Source organism: Aeromonas tecta (genome assembly GCF_000820185.1).
GTDB classification, from domain to species: domain Bacteria; phylum Pseudomonadota; class Gammaproteobacteria; order Enterobacterales; family Aeromonadaceae; genus Aeromonas; species Aeromonas tecta.
The window spans coordinates 160,117-183,010 of the sequence record NZ_CDCA01000045.1 but is presented as its reverse complement, the minus strand read 5'-3'; the positions used below and the strand labels follow the sequence as shown (position 1 = coordinate 183,010).

Sequence of the window (22,894 nt, the reverse complement as noted above, 5' to 3'; positions counted from 1 at the left end):
CCCCAATACCCCTGCTCTCCAAATGCCTTTGGGCGGCAGGCGTGCCACCTCAGGACTGGCTTCAGAGCCCCGTGGTTATTGTCAAACGCATCCCGCGCTACAGCAGGCGGCCTTCTCAGGCAAATGGCTGATATTGCACATTGCTGTGGCAGGATCTGTCGCCATTTTCCCTGTGCAGATTTAAGATGGCGCGTCACATCGTCAAGGATGATTCATGAGGCTGCTATTTCTCTGCCTGATCTTCTCGTTGCCCGCCTCATTGGCGTGGGCCAAGCCGCTCTGTACAACCCCCTTGCGGGTCGGTTTCGACAACTGGCCGCCCTATCACTATTACCAGCAAGATGGCGTGAGTCGACAGCTGCGCGGTTTCGCGGTGGATTATCTCAATGCGATATCGACTCGACTGGGCTGCCGTCTGGTCTATATCGAGCGGCCCTGGAAACGGGTGCTGCAAGACTTGGCACAGGGCAGACTGGATATCGCCATGGAGGCTTATTTCTTTGATGACAGGGTGCGTTACGCCTGGTTTTCCAGCGCCTATAACCCGGGGCGCAGCGCACTCTGGGTGCGCAAGATCGATAACTATGCCGAGCCGGACCTGGCCAGCTGGCTCGCCAAAGGACACACATTGGGGGTGACCAAGGATTATTACTATGGCGCCGAGATTGCCGCGCTGTTGCTGCGCTACCAGGCCCAGGTGAGCCAGGTCAACGACGCGCAAAACTACCGCAAACTCCAGCTGGGGCGGATCGATGGCTTTCTTGGGGATATTTTGGCGACGCCCTGGGGTCTGAAGAAAGAGGGGCTGGCTGAGGGCATAGTTCCCCATGCCATGCGGGTCTATGAGACCCCGACCTATTTCATGTTGAGCAAGAGAACCCTGTCGAGCGATTTCGTAGCGCGTTTCAACCAGGCACTCGGCGCCGTTGGCAAGAGTGACGAGCATGCGCTCATCTGGCGTCGTTACACGCCCGCCCGCTAGCAAAGTCGCTGGCATTCCAGCATCATGGGCATCTGACCGTTGCGCCTGACAGGCCGAAGTGAACCGATATGAGGTAAGCGTGGTAAGAAGCATGGGTAAGAAGTATTGGTTGGCGTTGGCAAACCTCATCTGGCTGGGCTGCTGGCCTGCTGGCATGGCGCATGCCAGCACAGAACAGATAGTGGTGGCCAGCCCCAGCGTTCAACACGACTGGTACCAGAGCAGCACCGCCGAACAGGAGCGTCGTGAGCTGGAGAGCCAGTTGCAAGAGGCGGTACTCGCCCAGTTGCACCCGGATTTCTACCGGCTCTGGCAGCAACTGCAAAAGACGCCGAGCGAGCGGCGTGGCGCCCTCTACGATGAAGCCTTTGGCAAGCTTGCTCGCTTCCAGCAGGCCTGGCGTGCCATGGATCTGGTCGCCCGCGAACAGATGCAGACCCTCAAGCTCGACTTGACCAAGCCCCTTGCCCATGAGCCGATGGGTGACAATCTGCTGGATCAGGTCAAACAGCTCAGACCCCAGGTCGCCGAGTACGAGGCGGTGCGCGAGGAAGTGCGCAAGCTGCTGGCTATGCCCATGGCCAAGCATTGGCCCAATCTGGACATGCCGACTCTGCGCGCCGGTGAGAGCTCAACCGAACTCGGCCAGATCCGCTCCATCCTCAACGAGCTGGGCGACGGCGCGCCCAACCATCAGGACGCCACCTATGATGCAGACACTGAAGCGGCCATCAAGCAGTTCCAGCGCCGCCACGGCCTGACCGCCGATGGCATCATCGGCCGGCAGACCCGCAGCTGGCTCAATACCGGGCCGCAAGTGCGCGCCAGCCTGTTGCTGCGCAATCTGTGGCGCCGGGATCTGGTGGATCATCTGGCCGGTCGCTATGTGCTGGTCAATATTCCGGATTATCGCCTGAGCGTGGTGGAGTCCGGCAACGAGGTCTTCACCAGCAGAGTCATCGTCGGCAAGGAGCAGCGGGCCACCCCCATCCTCGCCAGCGAGATCCGCTCCATCGTACTCAACCCCGCCTGGCACGTGCCGCGCTCCATCCTGAGCAAGGACATCCTGCCCAAGTTGGGCCGGGATCCTGCCTATCTCGATCGGGAGCAGTTCGAGGTGATCGATGGCGAGGGCAATCCGGTGCAGTTCAGTGAAGATGGCTGGCATCAGGCGCTGGCATCAGGCTTCCCCTACCGGCTGCGACAAAAGCCGGGCGATCACAATGCTCTGGGGCGCTACAAGTTCTATCTGCCCAACAACGAGGCCATCTATCTACACTCGACCCCGCGCAAGGCCCTGTTCGAGCAAGGGGCTCGCGCCTTTAGCTCCGGCTGCATCCGGGTCGAGCACGCGGACGATCTGGCCGAGCTGCTGCTGGCGGATTCCCGTTATCAGCCGGACAAGGTCGCCAGCATCTTGAAGGAGACCCAGACCAAGTGGCTGCCGCTGACCACCCCTATTCCGGTGTTCACCGTCTACTGGAGCAGCTGGATCGATGACGAGGGTCGTCAGCAGCTGCGCAACGATATTTACGGATTCGATCGAGTGAGCTTCCAGAGCCGCTTGTTGTGATCCCCGCCACAGAGTGAAAAGCCCGGCTCATGCCGGGCTTTTCTATGGGCGTTTGCGGTTTGACAGGGCTTTTATCGGCGGGTAGTTTCAGGCGTCTGTATCAAATTTATTCACCAGTTTTACTTAACGATGCGATGGACGAACCGATGCTGGAACAAGAGATAAGCCGACGTCGTCTGCTGCTGGGAGCCGGTTGCCTGATGGGGGCCAGCCTGGTGTCGTTTCCGGCGATGGCGAGCCGCAGCACGACGGGGCGTGAACTGAGTTTCTTCAATCTCAATACTGGCGAGCGGGTGCAGGCCAGCTATTGGGAGAACGGCCACTATCTGCGGGATGGCTTGGCCGAGCTTAATCATATCTTCCGCGATTACCGCAGAAATGAAGTGTTTAATATCGATAAAAAGCTGTTTGATCAGCTGTTCCTGCTGCAGCACAAGTTGGGCCGTCAGGGGGAAATCCAGCTCATCTCGGGTTATCGATCCCCGGCGACCAATCGCCAGAAACGGCAGCACAGCCGGGGTGTCGCCAAACACAGTTACCATACCCTGGGGCAGGCGGTGGACGTACGGATCCCCGGCGTGCAACTGGCACACCTGCGCAAGGCGGCCCTGAACCTCAAGGTCGGCGGCGTGGGTTATTACCAGTCTGATAACTTCGTGCACCTGGACACAGGCCCCGTTCGCAGCTGGTAGCCACTGGTCACGAGGGGATGCCAGCTGCTAGGCTCTGGTCACTAGTCAGAGGAGAGACAGATGAAGCAGATTCTGATCGGGGGAATGATCGCCCTGTTGTTGACCGGTTGCAGCAAACTGAACCGTGAGAACTACGACAAGCTGAAGATGGGCATCAGCTACGCCGAGGCGAGCACCATACTCGGCAAGGCGGAGCGCTGCGACGATGCGCTCGGTACCACCAGTTGCATCTGGGGTAAGGATGGCAAGAACATCAAGATCCGTTTCATCGCCGACAAGGCCACCTTCTTCAGTTCGGAAGGGATCAACTAAGCCTGATCCGTGCCTCAGTTCTCAATAAAAAAGCGCCGATGGGCGCTTTTTTATTGGCTGTTATTTGCTCGGCCAGGCCAGAAGCTGGCGCGCTCAATGGGTGGCGTACTGGTAATTGAAGGTGGGCAGCCCCCACTTGAAGCGTACTGCCAGCAACCGCAACACGAAGCCGATACCGATCGCCCCGAAGGCGGCCCAGTCATTGGGCAGGCCCTGATCCAGTGCGAGGCAGTAAAGGCCGGCCGTGACCAGGGAGACGGCAGCATAGAGCTCGCGCCGAAACACCAGCGGGATACGCTGGCACAGCAAGTCGCGCAGCACGCCACCGAAGACGCCGGTCACCACCGCCATGATGCAGGCGATGCCGGCACCGTGGCCCATCTCCAGCGCCCGGGCGGCGCCAAAGATGGAAAACACCACCAGCCCCAGCGCATCGAGGGCCATGAACAGCTTGCCGAGGTAGCGCATCAGGGGCGCGCAGATGACGCTGACCAGCGCGGCGCCCGCGACCAGTACCACATAGTGAGGATGTTCGACCCAGAGCAGGGGATAATGCCCCAGCAGCACATCCCGAATGGTGCCGCCGCCGATGGCCGTCGCCGAGGCGATGATGACCACGCCAAACAGATCCATCCGCCGCCGACCCGCCGCCAGCGCGCCAGTCATCCCTTCGGCTACCAGGCCGAGCAAGAAGAGTGCATGTAACATGAGTTATCCCAGGGTGCGAGAAAGGCCCGCATCCTAACAAGCCTGTGCTGGCGCGACAAGCTATCTCATATTGGCATTAGATTAAGTAATGAAAAGGGGGCTTTCGCCCCCTCTTTTAGTTATGGCTGCCGGCCTCAGCGGCGGAGCTGCTCGTGTCGATAGTGATCCACCCACATGGCGGTGGCGCCGCAGATGGCGACCGGCATCACAAACAGGTTCACCACCGGAATGGCGGAGAAGAGGGTGACCAGGGCGCCGAAACTCAGGCACTTGCCACGGCGCTGCTTGAGGGCATCGCGCATGGTGGTGAAGTCAATCTTGTGGTTGTCGAACGGGTAATCCACGTACTGGATCGCCATCATCCAGGCGCTGAACAGGAACCAGAGCACCGGGGCTATCGTCTGTCCCACCACCGGGATGAGGAACAGGATGAGACAACCGATGGCCTTGGGCAGGTAGTACTTCAGTTTTGTCCACTCGCGACCAAAGGTGCGTGGCACATCCTTGACCACGTCCAGCATGCCGGCATCGCTCACCACCTCACCGGTGAGGATCTGTTCCACCTTCTCCGCCAGCAGGCCGTTGAAGGGGGCGGCGATCCAGTTGGTCACCGAGCTGAAGATGAAGGAGAACACCACCAGTATGGTGACCAGGGCGATGGGCCACAGCAGGTAGTCGAGCCAGCCGAGCCAGGCCGGGATCTGCTGATGCAACCAGGCGAACAGGCTGTCTACCTGCAGCAACAGGGCGTAGAAGGCGCCGGCAAACAGCACCACGTTGACCAGCAGGGGGATCATCACGAAGGTGCGGATCCCTGGTTGGCGGATGAGTGAAAAGCCGCGCAGGAAATAGTCTGCACCGCTGACTGAATCTTTGACCATCTTGGGGGATTGGCTCATCTGAGCTCCATCTGTTAACGGGAAACTGCCTGCATATTACAAACAAGCCCTTGATTTGGTAAAGTCGTGGGCCATTCCTTTTCCGACCCGGTTCAGCTGCAAGCCAGACGTGAATGGGAAATGGCCAACCTGTTACCACCAGGGCTGCGTTGGATTTGGTAAAGTCGATTGCCCACCTCTTCGTTATTCCGTGACCCAGATAGGCTCCCATGCGTCTGAAATTGATCAAACTCGCCGGTTTCAAGTCGTTTGTCGAGCCGACCCGCATCGAACTCAATGCCGACATGACTGCCGTGGTCGGGCCCAACGGCTGCGGTAAATCCAATGTGATCGACGCGGTGCGCTGGGTGCTGGGGGAGAGCTCGGCCCGCCATCTTCGTGGCGAGAACATGACGGACGTGATCTTCAACGGCTCCCTCAACCGCAGCGCCCATGGCCGCGCCTCGGTGGAGCTGGTGTTCGACAATCCCCACAACCGGGTGCCCGGTGAATTCGGCCGTTTCAGCGAGATCTCGGTGCGCCGGGAGGTGCTGCGCGATGGCTCCAACCACTACCAGATCAACGGCCAGAAGTGTCGGCGCAAGGATGTCACCGACCTCTTCCTCGGCACCGGGCTCGGCCCCCGCAGCTACGCCATCATCGAGCAGGGCACCGTCAGCCGGCTGGTGGAGTCGCGCCCGGCGGATCTCAAGCTGTTCATGGAAGAAGCCGCCGGGGTCTCTCGCTACAAGGAGCGGCGCCGGGAGACGGAGCAGCGCATCCGCCATACCCAGGAAAACCTGGAGCGGCTCGGCGACATTCGCGGCGAGCTGGGCTCCCGTCTCGAACACTTACGGGCCCAGGCCGAGACGGCCGAGCGCTACAAACAGCTCAAGGGCCGTTCGCGCGCAGCAAGAGCCGAGCTTATCGGCTCAGAGCTGTGGGCGCTGGAAGCTCGCCTCGGTGAAGCCAAGGCCGAACTGGCTCAGGCCGAGCAGGCGCTCGCGGCGCTGGATGCCAAGCGCACTCAGGACGAGGGGCGCCACGTCACACTCTCGGTGGCCCGTCAGGAGGCCCAGGCTGAACAGGCGAGCCGCCAGCAGCAGATCTTCCTCGGTGGCCAGGCCATCGCCCGCCTCGAACAGCAACAACTTCACCAGACCGAATTGGGTCGTGACTGGCAGGTGCGGCGCCAGGCGCTCGGCGAGCGCATCGACAACATCAAGGTACAACTGGCCGGTCAGCATGAGCAACTGGCGGACGGCTCCCTCAAGGGGGAACTGGAGTCGGCGCGGCTGGAGCAGTGTGAGCAGTTGCTCACCGACCAGCAGGCGCAGCGCCTCGCCGCCAGTGAACAGCTGGAGCAGGCCCGCCAGCGCTTGCAACAGTGGCAGCAGCAGATGGGGCAGTTGCAGGGGCAACTCAACCAGACCAGAGCCCAGATCAATGGCCTGCAGGAGCTGCAAGCCAAGACCCGGTTGGCGCGGCTCAAGCTGGAGGATGAGCAAGCCGGTCCGCTTGGCGGGGAAGGGGAGGATCTGCAACCCAGGCTGGATGCCCTGTCGGCGACCTTGGCCCTCTCCCGTGCCCGGCGTACCGAACTGGATGAGCGGTGGCAAGCCGCAGTGGCGCACCACGAGGCGCTCAAGTCGCAGCAAGGCCAGCAGAGTGGCCTGCTGCGTGAGCTGGAGGCTCGCCTCACCACCCTTGACCAAATTTTGGGGGAGCAGATGGTGGGGGCCACCCTGGCCGATCGGCTGCAGGTGGCGCCTGAGTGGGCCCAGGCACTGGACAAGGTACTCGGCCGCTGGCTCACCGCCCAGCCGAGTGACGAGTGCAGCCTCGAACAGAATGGGCTCTGGATTGGCCCGGCGCAGCCTGCGGTGCCCGGCACCCTGGCGGCGCAGTTGGGGGGCGATCATATCCCCGCCTTCCTAAATGCCATCTGGCTGGTTGATAGTCGGGAAGCGGCGCTGGACCGCCAGTCCGGGCTTGCGGCCGGTGAGTCGCTGCTGACCCCGACGGGGGACTGGTTTGGTCCAAACTGGGCTGATATCGGTCAGGCTGGGGCGCTGGGTACCCTGGCGCTGCTCGGTGAACGTGAACGGTTACATACCGAGCAGGCGGTGGGCCAGCAGGCGCTGATCCAGTTGAATGAGCAACTGAGGGCGGCCGATGCCGAGCGTGCCCAGTTGCACGGCGCCCATGAGCAGAGTCAGCGGGAGGTGTGCGAGCTGGAGCAGCAATGGCAGCAACTGCGGGAAGCCTGGAGCCTGCGAGAGGGTCAGCGTCAGGAACGGCTGCAGCGGCTTGGCCTGCTCGGTGAGGAACTGCTGCGGCTGGACAAGGAGCAGGCCGATGAGGCGCTGCGATTGAATACAGCCTTGCAACAGCTCGAGCTGGATGAGGCGCGTTTGGCCGAGTTGCAAGAGCAGGGCGAGGCCTTGACCGAGGCTCGGCAACTTGCGCAAGAGCAGCTCGCCAGTGCCGAGCGAGGGCTGGAAGAGGCGCGGCTGCGCCGGGAGCAGCAACAGACAAGTTGCCAGCGCTGGCAGCTGGAGCAGCAAAACCTGAGCCAGCTCATCACCCTGCGTGAACAGGAGCTGGCAAGGCTTGGGCTGGAGCTGGCCGAACTGAAGGCACCGGGGGCCGATCCGGGTCAGGATCTGTCGCCCTTGCTTGCCGAGCAGCGCAGCCTGGAGGCGCAACAGCTGGCCTGTCATCAACGTCTGACCGAGTTGGAGCGACAACTGACCGAGCTGGAGCAGGCTCGCGGTGCCGATCACAAGCAACTCGTGCAGCTACAGGAGAAGCTGGCGACGCTGCGACTGGAGCGGGAGCGCAACCTGACCCGGCGCCAGGGGCTGCATGAGCAGTTCGAGGAGCTGGGGGTGCGGCTGGTGGATCTCGATCAGGCGGTACTCATCGGCGCCGATCGTGGCAAGTTGCGCCAGGAGATCCAGACATTGGAGACGCAAGTGGAGGCACTTGGGGCTATCAACCTGGCGGCGCTGGAGGAGTATGAGGCGGCCAAAACCCGCTCAACTTACCTCGAGAACCAGTGCCAGGATCTGGAGCAAGCGCTGGAAACCCTGAGCCAAGCCATTAAAAGAATTGATAAAGAGACACAAATTCGCTTCCGTGACACTTTCGATAAGGTCAACGAAGATTTAAAATCCCTCTTTCCAAAAGTGTTTGGGGGGGGCAGTGCCTGGCTTGAGCTGACCTCGGACGATCTTTTGGAGGCCGGAGTGAGCATCATGGCAAGACCTCCGGGCAAGAAGAATGCTACCATTGCCTTGCTTTCCGGGGGGGAGAAGGCACTAACCGCCCTTGCGTTGGTTTTTGCTATCTTCAGACTCAACCCAGCACCCTTTTGTTTGCTGGATGAGGTGGATGCGCCGCTCGATGAAGTGAACGTGGGTCGCTTCTGTTCTCTTGTCAAAGAGATGTCGAGCACAGTACAGTTCGTTTACATCAGTCATAATAAGGTCTCCATGGAGATGGCTGAGCAGCTGATAGGCGTCACGATGCAAGAGCCCGGGGTTTCTCGCATTGTGTCGGTCGACATCGGTGAAGCCGTCGCTTTGGCTGAGCAAAACTAGAAAGAGAAGCAGCTAATGCAGGAATTGCGTTACATCTTGGTTGCCCTGGGCGGTATTGCCATCGCGGCATTGCTCATTCACGGGTTGTGGAGCAACAGGAAAAACCGTCAGGTTCCGATCAAAGAGAAACCTCTGGGTCGGATGGAATCCAAGTCACGAGAGCGTGACAGCGAAGCATTCGACAGCGATGGCATCGGCCAGGTTCGCGTGGTCAGCGGCGGGCGTCGTGCCGAGCCCAAGCTGCACCACGACGAGGCTCGCCAGCCGGAAGCCACTCGCCGTGCTGTCGTCCCCGCCTTCGATGACGAAGACGAGGAAGACGAGCTGCCCCCCCCCGTGGTGCGCAAGCCTGCCGCCCGTCCGGTGGCGCCAGCTCCCGTCTATGAAGACGACGAGGAAGAGTACGAAGAGCCGATCGCCGAAACCATAGAGGAAGCCCCTGCCGCCCCGGTGCGCAAGCCTGCTCAGGTGATCCGTCGTACCCCGGTGCACCGTTCCCGTCCTCAGCGCGAGCCCATGTTGCAGCCGCTGGACGAAGAGCCGTTGGTGGAGCCTGCCTACGCGACAGCGCCAACCTTCGGTGCCCGTGAGCCTGCCCCCGAACACAAACCCCGTTATGTGGCGCCCGAGCCTGTCTATCAGGAGCCGGATTATGATGACGAGCCGGTTATGGCCGCTCCCGTGCAGGAACTGCCGCCGGTCGAGAAGATCTGGCAGGATGTCTATGTCATCAATCTGATGGCGCGCCCCGGTCACGATCTGCAGGGGGCTACCCTGCTCTCTTCCCTGCTGACGCTGGGCTTCAAGTTTGGCGAGATGGATATCTTCCACCGTCACGAGGACTTGGGTGGCAAGGGTGAAGTGCTGTTCTCCATGATCAACATGGTCAAGCCGGGCACCTTCAATCCGTACCGCATGGAACAGTTCAGCACCCCGGGTGTTTCTCTGTTCATGCAGTTGCCCCTGCGCAGCAACGCCGCCTTTGCCTTCGAGCACATGTTGCAGGCGGCGGATCAGCTGGCAAGTGACCTCGACGCCATGCTGACCGATGCGGATCGCAGCCCCCTGAGCGACGAGTCCATTGCCCGTTACCGCAATGAGTTGGCCGCCTACGAGGCCAGCCGCGACTAAGGCATCCTCGGGTCGATGACATCAAAAATGCGGTACCTGGGTACCGCATTTTTATTTGTGCGGTTAACTTATTATTCCAACCACAGTTCGAGACTTCTCCATGAGCGACATCCTCTCCCGTCACCGTCAGCTGTGTGAACTGCTTACCGAATACGGACATCAGTACTATGTGCTGGACAATCCCACAGTGCCTGACGCCGAATATGATCGGCTGATGCGTGAACTGATCGCACTGGAAGCCGAGCATCCCGAACTGAAAACCCCGGCGTCCCCCAGCGTCCGAGTCGGCGGTCAACCGCTCTCTGCCTTTAAGCAGGTGCGCCACGAGATCCCCATGCTGAGTCTGGACAACGTGTTCAGCGCCGAGGAGTTGCAGGCCTTCGAGCAGCGCATGCGCGATCGCCTCAAGCGGCAGGTCGAATTCAAGCTCTGCTGCGAACCCAAGCTCGATGGCTTGGCGGTCAGCCTGCTCTATGTAGAAGGCCAGCTGGTGCAGGCGGCAACCCGGGGCGATGGCACCACCGGGGAGGAGATCACCGACAATGTGCGCACCATCAAGGCCATCCCGCTCGTATTGCGTGGCAGCGGTTGGCCCGCACGGCTGGAAGTGCGGGGCGAGGTGTTCATGCCCAAGGCCGGCTTCGAGGCGATGAATGCAAAAGCGCTGGCCGCCGGTGAGAAGGTGTTCGTCAATCCGCGCAACGCCGCGGCAGGCAGCCTGCGTCAGCTCGACTCCCGCATCACCGCCAGCCGTCCCCTGAGTTTTTACGCCTATGGCGTCGGGGTCGGTGGCGACGAGTTGGGGGATTCCCACTTCGGGCGGTTGTGCCAGCTCAAGGAGTGGGGGCTGCCCATGAGCGCCGAAGTGAAATTGAAAGAGGGCGCTGCCGGTTGCCAGGCCTTCCATGACGACATCCTGGCCCGTCGTGGAGATCTGCCCTACGAGATTGACGGCGTGGTCTACAAGGTTGACGACATCGCGCTGCAGCAGGAGCTGGGCTTCGTGGCGCGGGCGCCACGCTGGGCCACGGCTCACAAGTTCCCGGCAGAGGAGGAGATGACCCTGCTGGAGAACGTCGAATTCCAGGTCGGTCGCACCGGCGCCGTGACCCCGGTGGCCAAGTTGAAACCCGTATTCGTCGGCGGTGTCACCGTCTCCAACGCCACCCTGCACAATGCCGATGAAATCGCGCGCCTCGGCGTCATGATCGGCGATACCGTGATCGTGCGCCGGGCGGGGGACGTGATCCCGCAGATAGCGGCGGTGGTGGAGGCCCAGCGCCCAAGCGACGCCCGCGCCATCCTGTTCCCCACCCAGTGTCCGGTCTGTGGTTCGGCGCTGGAGCGGCTGGAAGGGGAGGCAGTGACTCGTTGCTCCGGTGGTCTGTTCTGCGAGGCGCAGCGCAAGGAGGCGATCAAGCACTTCGCCGCTCGCCGTGCCATGGACGTGGATGGCCTTGGCGACAAGATAGTGGAGCAGTTGGTGGACAAGGGACTGGTGAAGACGCCGGCGGATCTGTTCAGCCTGACTGCCATTCAGCTGGCGGGGTTGGAGCGAATGGGGCCGAAATCTGCGCTCAACCTGGTGGCGGCCATCGATGCTGCGCGCAGCACCACCTTGCCGCGCTTCCTGTTTGCGCTCGGCATTCGTGAAGTGGGTGAGGCGACGGCGCTCAATCTTGCCAACCACTTCCTGACCCTGGATGCGCTGCGTGCCGCGACCGTGGAGCAGTTGCTGACGGTGGCAGATGTGGGAGAGGTGGTGGCCAAGCACGTCTACTACTTCCTGCGCCAGCCTCACAACATCGAGGTGCTTGACGCCTTGCTGGCGGCCGGTATTCACTGGCCGGCCATCGAGAAGAAGGAAGCCGCCGAACAGCCATTCGCCGGCAAGACCTTCGTGCTGACCGGTACCCTCACCCAGCTCTCACGCAATGATGCCAAGGCGGCGTTGCAGGCGTTAGGAGCCAAGGTGGCGGGATCTGTCTCCGCCAAGACGGATGTGCTGGTCGCGGGAGAGGCGGCCGGCTCCAAGTTGGCCAAGGCGCAGGAGCTCGGTATCACCATCTGGACCGAAGAGGAACTGCAGGCGGCGCTTTCGTCCTGAGTCACAAAACGTTAGAAACAACAAACCCGGCTGATGGCCGGGTTTGTTGTTTCTGGGCTCAGTCGTGCCACTGCGCCTTGGCTTGCCATTTGGGAGGGAGCTGGAGTTGCCAGCGTGCCAGCTCGCCCCGGCTGAACACATACTCCCCGCGCATGGCCGCGCGTGGGGAGAGGGCGCCCGGAGAGGTGCCCGCCAGGATGGCATTGACCAGCTCGGCGGCTTTTTCTCCTTGGGCATGGCCATTGAGCACCAGACCGCCGATGGCGCGGCCTTTACCGACCGAGAACTCCCAGAACGAGAACAGCGGTACCGGGCTGTGCTGGCTGGTCCATTCGATCACCTGCTGCTCGCTCACATGGGCGCCTTGCTCATCCACCAGAGTGTGATAGAGACCGATGAAGAGCGCCCCGTAGCCGTTCTGCCGGCTGGCCAGCACGACCTCTTGCCAGCGTCGATAGTCCCCGATCTGCTGGCTGTTGACCCGGGTCTGGCCGACCCGTTGCTCATCAGGAGTGTTGAACTCATCTTCGATGGCGATACGCGACACGTCGCTCTCATCAAACAGCACCAGCGCCTTGTCGAGCCCCCCCATCAGCTGGCTCATCTCGCTGATGTTGCGCTTGAGCAGCGGCCGCTCCAGCACGCCGGTGATCCTGGGCTGGCCAACCAGCCCGCTGCGCCGCGGGTTCTCGTTCATGCCGAGAAACACCACCGGAGTGCCCAGCGCGGCTATCGGTTTGGCGAGGGTGTTGATGGCGTTGTCGTCGCCGAGCACCACCAGATCCGGTTTGGTCTGCCGATAGACCCCCATCGCCCGCTCGGCAATCCGGTTGAGTTCAGTACGGGGCTGGCGCTTGGTATCCAGGTAGAAATGACTGAGGTGGTTATTCCCCTTGAGATGCTCCTGCAGGCTGGCGTTGTAGCTCTGATCCCACAGGTTGGCCGGGTGATAGCTGCTGATCACCAGGATCTCGACGGCCCAGAGCCGAACAGGGAGCAGTGCCAGCAGTAACAACACCTTGGTCATGTTCATTTTCCTTGGTCGAACACTGCACCCATTATGTGCGTTTTATCCAAAGCATGCCTTCGTCAATTGTTGTCGGAGGATTGCGGCGCATCTTCGGATGTCCTGATTTGGCGTCAGCCCGCCCCCCGTCTGGGATAGCGTTGAGTGGTCTCTTTTGGTGCTGGTTGTGAACTGCGCCACTCCTCCCAAAACCTGTCCTGGATCAAGAAATATGACTTCGCTTTGGTGCCTAATAGGCACCACATATAGGGTCTAAGTTAATAAAAACACCCATATATTGTGTTGTTAAGCTGTGTGCAAGCTGTTTCCTTCTCATCGTCAGCCTTGGCTTGTCAAGCCTCGGCTGAGTTTATTTGCGCCGGGGACTGGGCGTGGAGAAGGTGACCAAACAAGGGTAAGCCGAGGCCGATAGCCTGGCCTTTTAAACGGGGAAAACGCATGAAACCGGTTGTGATCAAACGTGATGGATGCCGCGCACCATTCAATGCCCAGCTAATTGCCGAGGCGGTGAGCCGGGCGGCGGCTGCGGTCGGCCAGGCCAATCCGGTGCTGGGTGCGCGGGTTGCCACCGCCGTCAGTCTGGAGCTGGAAGGGCGAGGCGAGGTGGACATCCACGAGATCCAGAACCGGGTCGAGAACCATCTGATGGCCTCCGACGACAAGGTCATTGCCCGTGCCTACATCGAGTATCGTCACGACCGGGATCAGGCCCGCGAGGCCCGTGGCCGCCTGGCCCAGGAGATCCGAGGCCTGGTGGAGCAGACCAATGCGGCGCTGCTCAATGAGAATGCCAACAAGGATTCCAAGGTGATCCCGACCCAGCGTGACCTGCTGGCTGGCATCGTCGCCAAGCACTACGCCACCAGTCACATGTTGCCGCGCGAAGTGGTGCAGGCGCATGAGAGTGGCGATCTGCACTTCCACGATCTCGACTATTCCCCCTTCTTCCCCATGTTCAACTGCATGCTGATCGACTTGCAAGGCATGCTGACCCACGGCTTCAAGATGGGTAATGCGGAGATAGATACCCCCAAATCCATCAGCACCGCCACCGCAGTGACCGCCCAGATCATCGCCCAAGTGGCGAGCCACATCTACGGTGGCACCACCATCAACCGCATCGACGAGGTGCTGGCCCCCTATGTGACCATCAGCTGGCAGAAGCACCGGGAAGTGGCCGAGGAGTGGGGCATCGCAGACGTGGATGCCTACGCCATGGCCCGTACCGAGAAGGAGTGCCACGATGCCTTCCAGTCGCTGGAATACGAGGTCAACACCCTGCACACCGCCAACGGCCAGACGCCCTTTGTCACCTTTGGTTTCGGTCTGGGGGACAGCTGGGAATCCCGTCTGATCCAGCGCGCCATCCTCGGCAACCGCATCGCCGGCCTTGGTAAAAACAAGAAGACGGCCGTGTTCCCGAAACTGGTGTTTGCGATCAAGGATGGCCTCAACCACAAGGTCGGGGATCCCAACTACGACATCAAGCAGCTGGCGCTGGAGTGTGCCACCAAGCGGATGTACCCGGACATCCTCAACTACGACCAGGTGGTCAAGGTGACCGGCTCCTTCAAGACCCCCATGGGCTGTCGCTCCTTCCTCGGTGCCTACGAGGAAAACGGTGAGCTGGTCCACGAGGGACGCAACAACATCGGGGTGGTGAGCCTCAACCTGCCGCGTATCGCCTTAAAATCCCGCGATGAGGCGGACTTCTGGGACAAGCTGGATGCGGCGCTGCGCGTTGCCAAGCAGGCGCTGATGTATCGCATCGAGCGACTCGATGGGGTCAAGGCACGGGTAGCCCCTATTCTTTACATGGAAGGGGCTTGCGGGGTGCGGCTGAAGGCCGACGACAACGTCAGCGAGATCTTCAAGAACGGCCGCGCCTCCATTTCCCTTGGCTACATAGGGGTGCACGAGACCATCAACGCCCTGTTTGGCACCGACGTCCATCTGTTCGACAGCGAAGTGTTGCGCCAGAAGGCCATCGCCATCATCGCCCGGCTCAAGGCCGCGACCGACGAGTGGAAGACCGAAACCGGTTATGGCTTCAGTCTCTACTCCACCCCGAGCGAGAACCTCTGCACCCGCTTCTGCCGCATCGACGCCAAGGAGTTTGGGGTGGTGGCCGGGGTGACCGACAAGGGTTACTACACCAACAGCTTCCACCTGGACGTGGAGAAGCAAGTAAACCCCTACGACAAATTGGACTTCGAGGCGCCTTATCCGCCCATCGCCAGCGGCGGCTTCATCTGCTACGGCGAATATCCGAACCTTCAGCATAACCTGGAGGCGCTGGAGAACGTCTGGGACTACAGCTACGACAAGGTGCCCTACTACGGTACCAACACCCCCATCGACGAGTGCTACGACTGCGGTTTCACCGGCGAGTTCGAATGCACCTCCAAGGGCTTCACCTGTCCGCGCTGTGGCAACCATGACCCGGCCAAGGTGTCGGTGACCCGTCGGGTGTGCGGCTACCTCGGCAGCCCGGATGCACGCCCCTTCAACGCGGGCAAGCAGGAAGAGGTCAAACGCCGGGTCAAGCATATGTAAGCCAACATCCCTCACCCTGACCCTCTCCCAAGGGAAGAGGGAACCGATCGAGGTGCTGTTGACGCCGAAGAGTGACGGTAGCTGCTTGTACAGGTAACTAAGCCAGCAAGATCGGCAAGTGAGCTCGGCTTTATCCGTAGAACGCCGATCTGCCCCCTTCTCCCCTTGCGGGAGAAGGGCTGGGGATGAGGTGCAGCAACAGAGAGATAAGATGCATTACCACCAGTACTACCCGGTCGATGTGATCAACGGCCCTGGCACCCGTGCCACCCTGTTTGTGGCGGGCTGCGAACACCAGTGTCCCGGTTGCTACAACCAGGCCACCTGGCGGCTCGACGGTGGCAAACCGTTCGATGCCGCCATGAGCGATCGCATCATCAGGGATCTCAATGACAGCCGCATCAAGCGGCGGGGCCTGTCGCTCTCCGGTGGCGATCCGCTGCATCCTGCCAACGTGCCCTTTGTGCTGGCGCTGGTGCAACGGGTGCGGGCCGAGTGCCCCGGTAAAGACATCTGGTGCTGGACCGGTTATCTGCTAGGAGAGCTCAGTGTCGCCCAGCGCGAACTGGTGGCCTTATTGGACGTGCTGGTGGACGGCAAGTTCGAGAAGGGGCTGGCGGATCCCGGTTTGCTGTGGCGCGGCAGCAGCAATCAGCAGATCCATGACCTCAATGGCTGGCGAAATAATGGGGAGCGGATCCCCTGTCTGGTTTGCAGTTGAGGCCAAGGCTGTTTATGGTTAGCCCATCCCCTGTTCTGCAACATCTTTAACGAGGAACCGAGATGAACAACCTGCTCAAGATCCTGCTGGCGATCTTCCTGCCCCCGGTGTGCGCCTTTATCCAGGTCGGCTTCAGCCTGCATTTTCTGATCAACATAGTGCTGACCCTGCTCGGCGGTCTGCCCGGCATGGTACATGCACTCTGGCTGGTGGTCACCGACAAGCGCGCCTGAACCCTAGATGCAAAAAAAGGCCAACCCCTGGGTTGGCCTTTTTCATGACAAATACCCCGGCCTGGCCGGGGTGTTTGTTTATGGGGAATAACCATTTACTGCTGCTTGCAGCCGTTGTAGAGGCTCTGCCACTCGCCGTTCTGATCGCGCATCTCCACGAAACCCTCATTGCCCTTGTTCCACCAGACGACCTCATGGTCATCGGTATAGCGGGCACCGGAGGCGGAGACGGCCTGTGGCAGGGTGTAATCCTTGCCGTTTGGCAGGGCCAGCTTGATGAAGTTGAGGCTCTGATCCGAGAGCGAGAAGTAGCTCACCTGGACCTTCTTGTTCTGTTCGCACAGATAGGTGACCGGATCACCGCCGGTCACGGCCAGGCTGCCAGCGCTGCGTTCGCAGCCGCTGAGCAGGGTCAGGGCGCCCAGGCTGAGCAGGAGTAGATTGGCGTGTTTCATGTTGGATGCTCCATCGGTGTCATATGGACTTGAGCCTAACAGCTTGAGCGAGGGGTGCAATGCTCTGCTGGCAACGGTGCGTCGGGATAGGTCCCAGCCGAGCGGACTGTGCATGGACAAAAAAACGCCCCGGTAGGCATATCGGGGCGAAAGACAGCACATCCATGAGCCATTGGAAAAAGTGTTCAGTAGCCGAAGCGGGTCGCCTCGAAGCGGTTGAGCAGACGGTGAATGAGGTAGCAGGCCAGCAGGGTGACGACGATGGCAAACAGGATGCTGCTGACCCGGTAGAGGGCACTGAACACCAGATCGTTGCCCGGCGTCAGATACTGGCCAAACAGGATGCCGAGGGTGGTGAGGGCGCCGAAACCGACCCCGGAGCCACTGGCCTCCTTCACGTGGGCGTAGCTGAACAGCATGGCCCCGAGCCAGAGCAGGGGAGTGACCAGCACGAGCTGACCGGACCAGTCATAGAGCACCAGCTGGCCGAGGATGCCAAAACTCACCCCCAGCAGGGTGCCCATGGCCCGCTTGCGGGCATAGCTCAGCGCCCCATCCCAATGCATGGGGAACAACACCAGCAATGTAGTCGCCTGGGCCGACATGGAGTCACGCAGATCGAACAGCTGGAACACCATGAACGACAGGGTGGCGATGCTGGCGCCGAGCAGCGCCTCGTGGCGCATCCGGTGCGGCGCCTTGGGGGAGGCGGCCGGTTTGGGACGCGGCTCGACGTCCGGCAGCAGGGCCGTCATCAGATAGGCGATGAGCACGGACAGCACGCTGGCCCACAGGTTGCTGAAGATAAGATCGTTCAAGTCGGTCTCGGGGTAGCTGGCAAAGTGCAGCATGATGCTGAGACTCAGCACCCCGTTGGCGCCGAACAGGAACAGGCTGCCACGGGACATGGCGGCGAAGCGATAGAGGAACAGCAGGAAGACGAGGGGGATCATCAGACCGGGATGGCCGCCAAACAGACCCCCCAGCAGACCGACCTCCAGCCCGCACATCACTGCGGCGGCGATGAGCTGGCGAGCGGCGTGGCCGTTCATCACCGGCACCATGCCGAGCAGCAGCATGGGGGTGACGGTGAAGAAGACCCCGTAGTTCCAGCCAAACATCTTGCAGAGCAAGAACCCCAGGGTGCAGCCAAAGGCGATGCGCAGGCATTGGCGCAGTTCGTTGGCGGTGAGGGCCCTATGCCACAGGTTCATGGCAGCCATCTCAGTAGATGTAGTGCAGCAGGCTGAGCAGGCGGATCTGTCCGCGTGCAAACAGAGCGCTTAGCGCATTGTCCGGCAGCAGCTGGACGGTGGCGCGGGCCCCGGCCGGCAGGTGGGCGGGCAACTGCTCCAGCGCCAGATGCAGGCGCAGACGCTGGGCATCGCGCACCCAGCGATCCGACTCGATGGGATTGGCCAGCAGGCCATTGGCATCGAACTGGCCGGCGCTGACCCCGGCATCCAGGCTGGAGACGCGAGCGGGGTAGAGCCGACCGGGCTCGCCGTCGAAGGCGATCAGGGCCTGGCTGCCGGTGCTGACATGGCGCAGGCTCTTCTCGCGAAAATCGGCGATCACGTCCACTTGCTCGGAGACCAGCGCCAGCAGGGGGGCGCCCGCCGTGGCCACGCTGCCCGGTTTGAGCTGCAGGTTGGTGATGATGCCATCCTGGCTCGCATGCACCTGGCTGTAGGTCAGGTTGAGCTCGGCCTGGGCGAGGCGATTGCGAGCCTGGCGCAGCAGCAGGTTGTCGTCACCGGACAATCCCCGGTTGACCCTGGCCTGCTCCATGCGAGCCTGGCTCGCCAGCAGATTGGCCTGGGCGGTGCGGGCGGCGCTGTCCGCATCGTCTTTCTGCTGCTCTGACACCATGTGGCGGCCATAGAGGGCATCGATCCGTGCCGCTTCCCGCCGTTTCTGGGCGGTTTGGGTCTGTAGCGAGCTGTACTCGGCCGAGACGGCGCTCAAGGTCGCATCCAGCTGGCGATTCTGCTGCTCGGCCTGATCCAGAGCGAGCCGGGCTTGCTCAACCGCGAGTTCGAAGGGAGCGGGATCCAGCACGAATAGCAGATCGCCCTGTTTGACGTGCTGATTGTTGGTCACCGCCACCGAGGTCACCTTGCCGCTGACCTGAGGCGCCATCTTGGTGACCACCCGGGTGGCCATGGCTTGCGGCGTCAGCGGCATCTTGATGTCGGCCAGCAGGAAGTAGCCGAATACCAGGGTGAAGCATGCGATGGCCCACTTGATCCAGCGTTTGAATTGTTGATCCGGGGTCATCTTATCCTCTCTCTTCATTCTGGTCGGCGATCTTGCCAAGGGCGTTGGCGCTGATGCGGTGGACGATATCTTCAAATTGCGCCAGCTCTTGCGGGCTGATGCCGGTGAGCAGCTCCCGGCGGATCACCATGATGCGATCCTCGATCTGATCGAGCAGCGCCTGGCCGGCGGGCGTCAGGGTGACGATGCGGGCCCGCTTGTCCTGGCTGCAGCAGTGGCGCTCGATAAGCCCCTGTTCTTCCAGCTGACCCAGGGTGCGCATCAGCGAAGGCAACTCGATCTCGAGGGCCTCGGCCAGCGCCTTCTGGCCGAGACGGCCGCCGCGCTGGCAGAGCTTCCACAGCGCGGTCCAGCGCGGGTGAGTCAGGCCAAGGGGCGCCAGTTCGAGATCGGCCACGGTGCGCCACAATCGATGCAGTCGCCCCAGCCGCTCGGCGAGGGATAACTCCCGCAATATATCCAGATCTCTTTCCATGACTGACACCTCACTTACTTAGCCTGCTAAGCATTATATTTATTTCGCAGGCTAAGTAAATAGTGTGATACATCTCACGTTCAAGTAATGGTGGAAAGAGTGTGTTAACCGGGCGGGAATTAGGCGGAGCAGGAGCTACTTGATGGGGCCTGCTTTGCAGCATCAAGTGGAGATGGTGCTTAAGGTTTCAATGTTTTTATATGGCTTTGTAAGCCCGCTAACCGACAGCGCCGAGGGGGATCACTAGAGTAGCGCCACACCACACGCTGGAGCATAACAATGAAAAACCTCTCTACCCCCCAAGTACAAGCGAAGGCCGCCTGGAGCGACCAACAGATTGCCGGCATGCCCATGATGATCTTCCTCGGGCTCGCCACCTGCGTGCTGTTCTCCGGCTGGAACGGCTCCCTGCCGCTCGGCATGGTCGGGGCGCTGGCGCTGATGTTCGTGCTCGGCACCCTGCTGACCGAGCTCGGCGAGCGCATCACCCCCATCCGTGAATACCTGGGGGGCGGCACCATACTCGCCATCTTCGGTGGCGCGGCCATGTTCGAATACGGACTCATGCCGACGGCGGCAGGCCAGGTCATCACCGGCTTCATGAAGGAGGGGGGCTTCCTCAACTTCTTCATCGCCAGTCTGGTGACAGGATCTGTGTTCGGCATGAGCGGCTCCCTGCTCAAGAATGCCGCCATGCGCTACCTACCGGTGATCCTGGGGGGCGTGGCCCTGGCGCTGCTCAGCGTCGGTCTGGTGGGATCCCTGCTGGGATACGGCTTCAAGAATGCGGTGCTGCTCATCGGCCTGCCCATCATGGGCGGTGGCATGGGCGCCGGCGCCGTGCCGCTGGTGGAGATCCTCTCCGGCCCCTTGCAGATGTCCAGCGCCGACTTGCTGTCACGCATGGTACCGGCGGTGGTTATCGCCAACACCCTGGCCATTCTGGTGGGCACCATGCTGGCCCGCCTCGGCCGTCGTTACCCCTCCCTGACCGGCAACGGCAAGCTGATGATCAAAGAGGGCGCCGAGAGCGTGGCCGAGGAGAAGGTGCAGGCACCGACGCTGGAGAGCCTGGGGCTCGGCCTCTTCATCAGCTCCAGCATGTTTGTCATCGGCTCCCTGCTCGGTAACTTCATCCCCATGCACCCCTTCGCCCTGATGATCCTGGCGGTTGCCATCATCAAGGTGAGCGGCGTGTTGCCCCGTCGCTACGAGCAGGCCGCCGCCGACTGGTACCAGTTCGTGGTGAGCAACCTCACCCCCTCCCTGCTGGTGGGCATAGGGGTCGCCTACACCAGCATCCCCGAGCTCATCGGCGCCTTCTCCATCAACTATTTCATCATGGTGCTGACCACCGTCATTGGCGGCGCCCTGGGGGCAGCCATCGTCGGACGCATGATTGGTTTCTATCCCATCGAGGCAGCCATCACCGGCGGCCTGTGTATGGCCAACATGGGGGGCACCGGCGATGTGGCTGTGTTGTCGGCGGCCCAGCGCATGAAGCTGATGCCGTTCGCCCAGATCTCCTCTCGTCTCGGGGGGGCCGTCATGTTGATCCTGGCCACCCTGCTCATCTCGCTGCTGGCATAAGGAATCGACTATGAACGACATCATGATGGGCACCAGTTTGCCCTATGCCGAACGCAAGCGTCAGGGGCTGATGGGGCGCATGCCCCACAAGGAGGAATCTCTCTCCCAGCAGCGCCGCCGCATCTATCGACTGGTGTCTGCTATGCAGAGCCCGTTCGATCAACACCTGCTGCTGCGCCAGCTGCAGGAGGACAACCCTGTGCTGTTTTACGATCTGGTGCGCCACCACCTGCCGGAGCTGTTGCCCATTATCTACACCCCGGTGGTGGGGGAGGCCTGCCAACGCCACAGCGATCTCTACCTGCGAAGCCACGGCCTCTACCTCTCCTGGCACGACAGGGACGATCTCGACGACATCTTCGCGACCGTGGAGCAGGAGGTGGATGTCATCGTCATCTCCGATGGTGAGCGGGTGCTGGGGCTCGGCGATCTCGGCATCGGCGGCATGGGGATCTGCATCGGCAAGCTGGCGCTTTACTCGGCTGCCGGTGGCATCAACCCGGCGCGCACTCTGCCGCTGTGCGTGGACGTGGGCACCAACAACCCGGAACTCTTGGAAGATGACTCCTACCTCGGCTGGCAGGCGCCGCGGGTGGACGGCGAACCCTATTACCGCTTCATGGACAAGGTGGTGGTGGCCATTCACAAACGCTGGCCTCAGGTGGTGCTGCAATTCGAGGACTTCGCCGGCAAGCACGCCGCTAACCTCTTGGCCCGCTATCGGGACCAGCTCTGCATGTTCAACGACGACATTCAGGGCACGGCGGCGGTGGCGTCGGCTTGCGTGCTGGCGGGCTTGCAGCAGGCGGGCAGCACGCTTGCCGAGACCCCTGTGTTGATCGTCGGCGCGGGCTCCGCGGGCTGCGGCATCGCCGCCATGCTGGCCCAGCTGGCGGGCAGCCCTGAGCTGGTTCAGCTGTTTGATCAAGACGGCCTGGTGTGCCGGGATCGCCTCAATCTGACCCCCTCTCAGCAGCCCTTCGCCAGGGCGCCGGAGGAAGCGTGCCTGTCCCTGCCAGAGCTTATTCAGCGGCTGCGGCCAGGGGTGTTGATAGGGGTGAGCGGCCAGGGTGGCCTCTTCACCGATGCGGTGCTCAGCGCCATGGGGGAGGTGTGCGAGCGACCGGTGATCCTGCCGCTCTCCAACCCGACCCGCAGCGCCGAGGCGACCCCGGCCGAGGTGTGGCAGGCCACGGTTGGGCGTGCCTTGCTCGCCACCGGTAGCCCCTTTGCCCCGGTGGTTGTCGCGGGGGAGGCGCGGGTGGTCTCCCAGTGCAACAACGTCTACGTCTTCCCCGGTATCGGCCTCGGCGCCTGCGCCGTCAAGGCGCGCCGCATCAGCGATGGCATGTTGCAGGCGGCGGTGCGGGCGGTGGGCGCTTACCCTCTGGCCGAGGGCCGACTGCTGCCTCCCATCGAGCAGGTGGGGGAGGTGGCCCGCGCCGTGGCCAGGGCGGTGGCGCTCTGCGCTCGCGAGGAAGGATTGGCCGATTTTATGGGGGATCCTGCGCCGCTGATTGACCAGACCTGGTGGCGCCCTCACTATTGGTCCGTCCCCTGAGTCTGCAA

19 protein-coding genes are annotated in these 22,894 nt (G+C 61.7%); 12 read left to right on the top strand and 7 right to left on the bottom strand.

What is annotated here, in order from left to right; translation table 11 throughout:
* Positions 1 to 214 precede the first annotated feature (214 nt).
* From BN1137_RS20355 to BN1137_RS20340, 4 genes are all read left to right on the top strand, one after another.
* The gene (locus BN1137_RS20355) at positions 215 to 982 is read left to right on the top strand and encodes a substrate-binding periplasmic protein (protein WP_050720335.1); all 768 of its coding nucleotides are present in this window, start codon (positions 215 to 217) and stop codon (positions 980 to 982) included.
* A gap of 91 nt (positions 983 to 1,073) precedes the next feature.
* Positions 1,074 to 2,555 carry a L,D-transpeptidase family protein gene (locus BN1137_RS20350; protein ID WP_050720334.1) on the top strand — a complete coding sequence of 494 codons (1,482 nt, stop codon included), beginning with the start codon at positions 1,074 to 1,076 and terminating at the stop codon, positions 2,553 to 2,555.
* A gap of 146 nt (positions 2,556 to 2,701) precedes the next feature.
* Positions 2,702 to 3,247 (top strand): peptidoglycan L,D-endopeptidase MepK, encoded by a 546-nt coding sequence (locus BN1137_RS20345; RefSeq protein ID WP_050720333.1) that lies wholly within the window; start codon positions 2,702 to 2,704, stop codon positions 3,245 to 3,247.
* A gap of 60 nt (positions 3,248 to 3,307) precedes the next feature.
* Positions 3,308 to 3,559: a hypothetical protein gene (locus tag BN1137_RS20340; RefSeq protein WP_050720332.1), complete on the top strand. Its 252-nt coding sequence runs from the start codon at positions 3,308 to 3,310 to the stop codon at positions 3,557 to 3,559.
* A gap of 93 nt (positions 3,560 to 3,652) precedes the next feature.
* Here the strand turns inward: BN1137_RS20340 and BN1137_RS20335 are convergent, their stop codons facing one another.
* Together BN1137_RS20335 and cysZ are read right to left on the bottom strand one after the other, a co-directional pair.
* Entirely contained in the window at positions 3,653 to 4,267 is a 615-nt protein-coding gene (locus BN1137_RS20335) for a trimeric intracellular cation channel family protein (RefSeq protein WP_050720331.1), read from the bottom strand.
* A gap of 134 nt (positions 4,268 to 4,401) precedes the next feature.
* On the bottom strand, positions 4,402 to 5,166 hold the full coding sequence (cysZ, locus tag BN1137_RS20330; protein WP_050720330.1) for a sulfate transporter CysZ: 765 nt from the start codon (positions 5,164 to 5,166) through the stop codon (positions 4,402 to 4,404).
* A 209-nt stretch (positions 5,167 to 5,375) separates the two neighbouring features.
* Here cysZ and BN1137_RS20325 point away from each other — a divergent pair, with 209 nt between their 5' ends.
* From BN1137_RS20325 to ligA, 3 genes are all read left to right on the top strand, one after another.
* Positions 5,376 to 8,750, top strand: coding sequence for an AAA family ATPase (locus tag BN1137_RS20325; protein ID WP_050720329.1), 3,375 nt, complete (start codon positions 5,376 to 5,378; stop codon positions 8,748 to 8,750).
* Positions 8,751 to 8,765: 15 nt separating this feature from the next.
* Complete coding sequence (gene zipA / locus BN1137_RS20320; protein WP_050720328.1) at positions 8,766 to 9,881, top strand: cell division protein ZipA; 1,116 nt, start codon at positions 8,766 to 8,768, stop codon at positions 9,879 to 9,881.
* 100 nt (positions 9,882 to 9,981) lie between these two features.
* On the top strand, positions 9,982 to 11,988 hold the full coding sequence (gene ligA, locus BN1137_RS20315) for an NAD-dependent DNA ligase LigA (RefSeq protein ID WP_050720327.1): 2,007 nt from the start codon (positions 9,982 to 9,984) through the stop codon (positions 11,986 to 11,988).
* A 58-nt stretch (positions 11,989 to 12,046) separates the two neighbouring features.
* Here ligA and BN1137_RS20310 read toward each other — a convergent pair whose 3' ends face one another.
* Positions 12,047 to 13,021, bottom strand: coding sequence for an ABC transporter substrate-binding protein (locus tag BN1137_RS20310; RefSeq protein WP_050720326.1), 975 nt, complete (start codon positions 13,019 to 13,021; stop codon positions 12,047 to 12,049).
* A 432-nt stretch (positions 13,022 to 13,453) separates the two neighbouring features.
* Here BN1137_RS20310 and nrdD point away from each other — a divergent pair, with 432 nt between their 5' ends.
* The 3 genes from nrdD (at position 13,454) to BN1137_RS22135 (ending at position 16,525) form a co-directional block, all read left to right on the top strand.
* Positions 13,454 to 15,571 carry an anaerobic ribonucleoside-triphosphate reductase gene (nrdD, locus tag BN1137_RS20305; RefSeq protein ID WP_050720325.1) on the top strand — a complete coding sequence of 706 codons (2,118 nt, stop codon included), beginning with the start codon at positions 13,454 to 13,456 and terminating at the stop codon, positions 15,569 to 15,571.
* 211 nt (positions 15,572 to 15,782) lie between these two features.
* Complete coding sequence (gene nrdG, locus BN1137_RS20300; RefSeq protein ID WP_050720324.1) at positions 15,783 to 16,292, top strand: anaerobic ribonucleoside-triphosphate reductase-activating protein; 510 nt, start codon at positions 15,783 to 15,785, stop codon at positions 16,290 to 16,292.
* Between the two features lie 62 nt (positions 16,293 to 16,354).
* Positions 16,355 to 16,525: a YqaE/Pmp3 family membrane protein gene (locus BN1137_RS22135; protein WP_041993510.1), complete on the top strand. Its 171-nt coding sequence runs from the start codon at positions 16,355 to 16,357 to the stop codon at positions 16,523 to 16,525.
* Between the two features lie 95 nt (positions 16,526 to 16,620).
* On the opposite strand, the gene BN1137_RS20295 is transcribed toward BN1137_RS22135, so the two are convergent.
* From BN1137_RS20295 to slyA, 4 genes are all read right to left on the bottom strand, one after another.
* A complete protein-coding gene (locus tag BN1137_RS20295) occupies positions 16,621 to 16,980 on the bottom strand; it encodes an MliC family protein (RefSeq protein ID WP_050720323.1) in 360 nt (119 codons plus the stop codon).
* A 185-nt stretch (positions 16,981 to 17,165) separates the two neighbouring features.
* Entirely contained in the window at positions 17,166 to 18,194 is a 1,029-nt protein-coding gene (locus tag BN1137_RS20290; RefSeq protein WP_050720322.1) for a DUF2955 domain-containing protein, read from the bottom strand.
* A gap of 10 nt (positions 18,195 to 18,204) precedes the next feature.
* Complete coding sequence (locus tag BN1137_RS20285) at positions 18,205 to 19,260, bottom strand: HlyD family secretion protein (protein ID WP_050720321.1); 1,056 nt, start codon at positions 19,258 to 19,260, stop codon at positions 18,205 to 18,207.
* 1 nt (position 19,261) lies between these two features.
* On the bottom strand, positions 19,262 to 19,735 hold the full coding sequence (gene slyA, locus BN1137_RS20280) for a transcriptional regulator SlyA (RefSeq protein ID WP_050720320.1): 474 nt from the start codon (positions 19,733 to 19,735) through the stop codon (positions 19,262 to 19,264).
* Between the two features lie 279 nt (positions 19,736 to 20,014).
* Between slyA and BN1137_RS20275 the strand changes: the two genes are divergently transcribed.
* Together BN1137_RS20275 and maeA are read left to right on the top strand one after the other, a co-directional pair.
* Positions 20,015 to 21,325 carry a 2-hydroxycarboxylate transporter family protein gene (locus tag BN1137_RS20275; RefSeq protein WP_050720319.1) on the top strand — a complete coding sequence of 437 codons (1,311 nt, stop codon included), beginning with the start codon at positions 20,015 to 20,017 and terminating at the stop codon, positions 21,323 to 21,325.
* A 10-nt stretch (positions 21,326 to 21,335) separates the two neighbouring features.
* Complete coding sequence (gene maeA, locus BN1137_RS20270; protein WP_050720318.1) at positions 21,336 to 22,886, top strand: oxaloacetate-decarboxylating malate dehydrogenase; 1,551 nt, start codon at positions 21,336 to 21,338, stop codon at positions 22,884 to 22,886.
* The last annotated feature ends 8 nt before the right edge of the window (positions 22,887 to 22,894 follow it).

Excerpts from the sequence above, each read along its gene's own strand:
- BN1137_RS20355 (WP_050720335.1), top strand. The coding sequence starts at position 215 with ATGAGGCTGCTATTTCTCTGCCTGATCTTCTCGTTGCCCGCCTCATTG.
- BN1137_RS20350 (WP_050720334.1), top strand. The coding sequence starts at position 1,074 with ATGGGTAAGAAGTATTGGTTGGCGTTGGCAAACCTCATCTGGCTGGGC.
- BN1137_RS20345 (WP_050720333.1), top strand. The coding sequence starts at position 2,702 with ATGCTGGAACAAGAGATAAGCCGACGTCGTCTGCTGCTGGGAGCCGGT.
- BN1137_RS20340 (WP_050720332.1), top strand. The coding sequence starts at position 3,308 with ATGAAGCAGATTCTGATCGGGGGAATGATCGCCCTGTTGTTGACCGGT.
- BN1137_RS20335 (WP_050720331.1), bottom strand. The coding sequence starts at position 4,267 with ATGTTACATGCACTCTTCTTGCTCGGCCTGGTAGCCGAAGGGATGACT.
- cysZ (WP_050720330.1), bottom strand. The coding sequence starts at position 5,166 with ATGAGCCAATCCCCCAAGATGGTCAAAGATTCAGTCAGCGGTGCAGAC.
- BN1137_RS20325 (WP_050720329.1), top strand. The coding sequence starts at position 5,376 with ATGCGTCTGAAATTGATCAAACTCGCCGGTTTCAAGTCGTTTGTCGAG.
- zipA (WP_050720328.1), top strand. The coding sequence starts at position 8,766 with ATGCAGGAATTGCGTTACATCTTGGTTGCCCTGGGCGGTATTGCCATC.
- ligA (WP_050720327.1), top strand. The coding sequence starts at position 9,982 with ATGAGCGACATCCTCTCCCGTCACCGTCAGCTGTGTGAACTGCTTACC.
- BN1137_RS20310 (WP_050720326.1), bottom strand. The coding sequence starts at position 13,021 with ATGAACATGACCAAGGTGTTGTTACTGCTGGCACTGCTCCCTGTTCGG.
- nrdD (WP_050720325.1), top strand. The coding sequence starts at position 13,454 with ATGAAACCGGTTGTGATCAAACGTGATGGATGCCGCGCACCATTCAAT.
- nrdG (WP_050720324.1), top strand. The coding sequence starts at position 15,783 with ATGCATTACCACCAGTACTACCCGGTCGATGTGATCAACGGCCCTGGC.
- BN1137_RS22135 (WP_041993510.1), top strand. The coding sequence starts at position 16,355 with ATGAACAACCTGCTCAAGATCCTGCTGGCGATCTTCCTGCCCCCGGTG.
- BN1137_RS20295 (WP_050720323.1), bottom strand. The coding sequence starts at position 16,980 with ATGAAACACGCCAATCTACTCCTGCTCAGCCTGGGCGCCCTGACCCTG.
- BN1137_RS20290 (WP_050720322.1), bottom strand. The coding sequence starts at position 18,194 with ATGAACCTGTGGCATAGGGCCCTCACCGCCAACGAACTGCGCCAATGC.
- BN1137_RS20285 (WP_050720321.1), bottom strand. The coding sequence starts at position 19,260 with ATGACCCCGGATCAACAATTCAAACGCTGGATCAAGTGGGCCATCGCA.
- slyA (WP_050720320.1), bottom strand. The coding sequence starts at position 19,735 with ATGGAAAGAGATCTGGATATATTGCGGGAGTTATCCCTCGCCGAGCGG.
- BN1137_RS20275 (WP_050720319.1), top strand. The coding sequence starts at position 20,015 with ATGAAAAACCTCTCTACCCCCCAAGTACAAGCGAAGGCCGCCTGGAGC.
- maeA (WP_050720318.1), top strand. The coding sequence starts at position 21,336 with ATGAACGACATCATGATGGGCACCAGTTTGCCCTATGCCGAACGCAAG.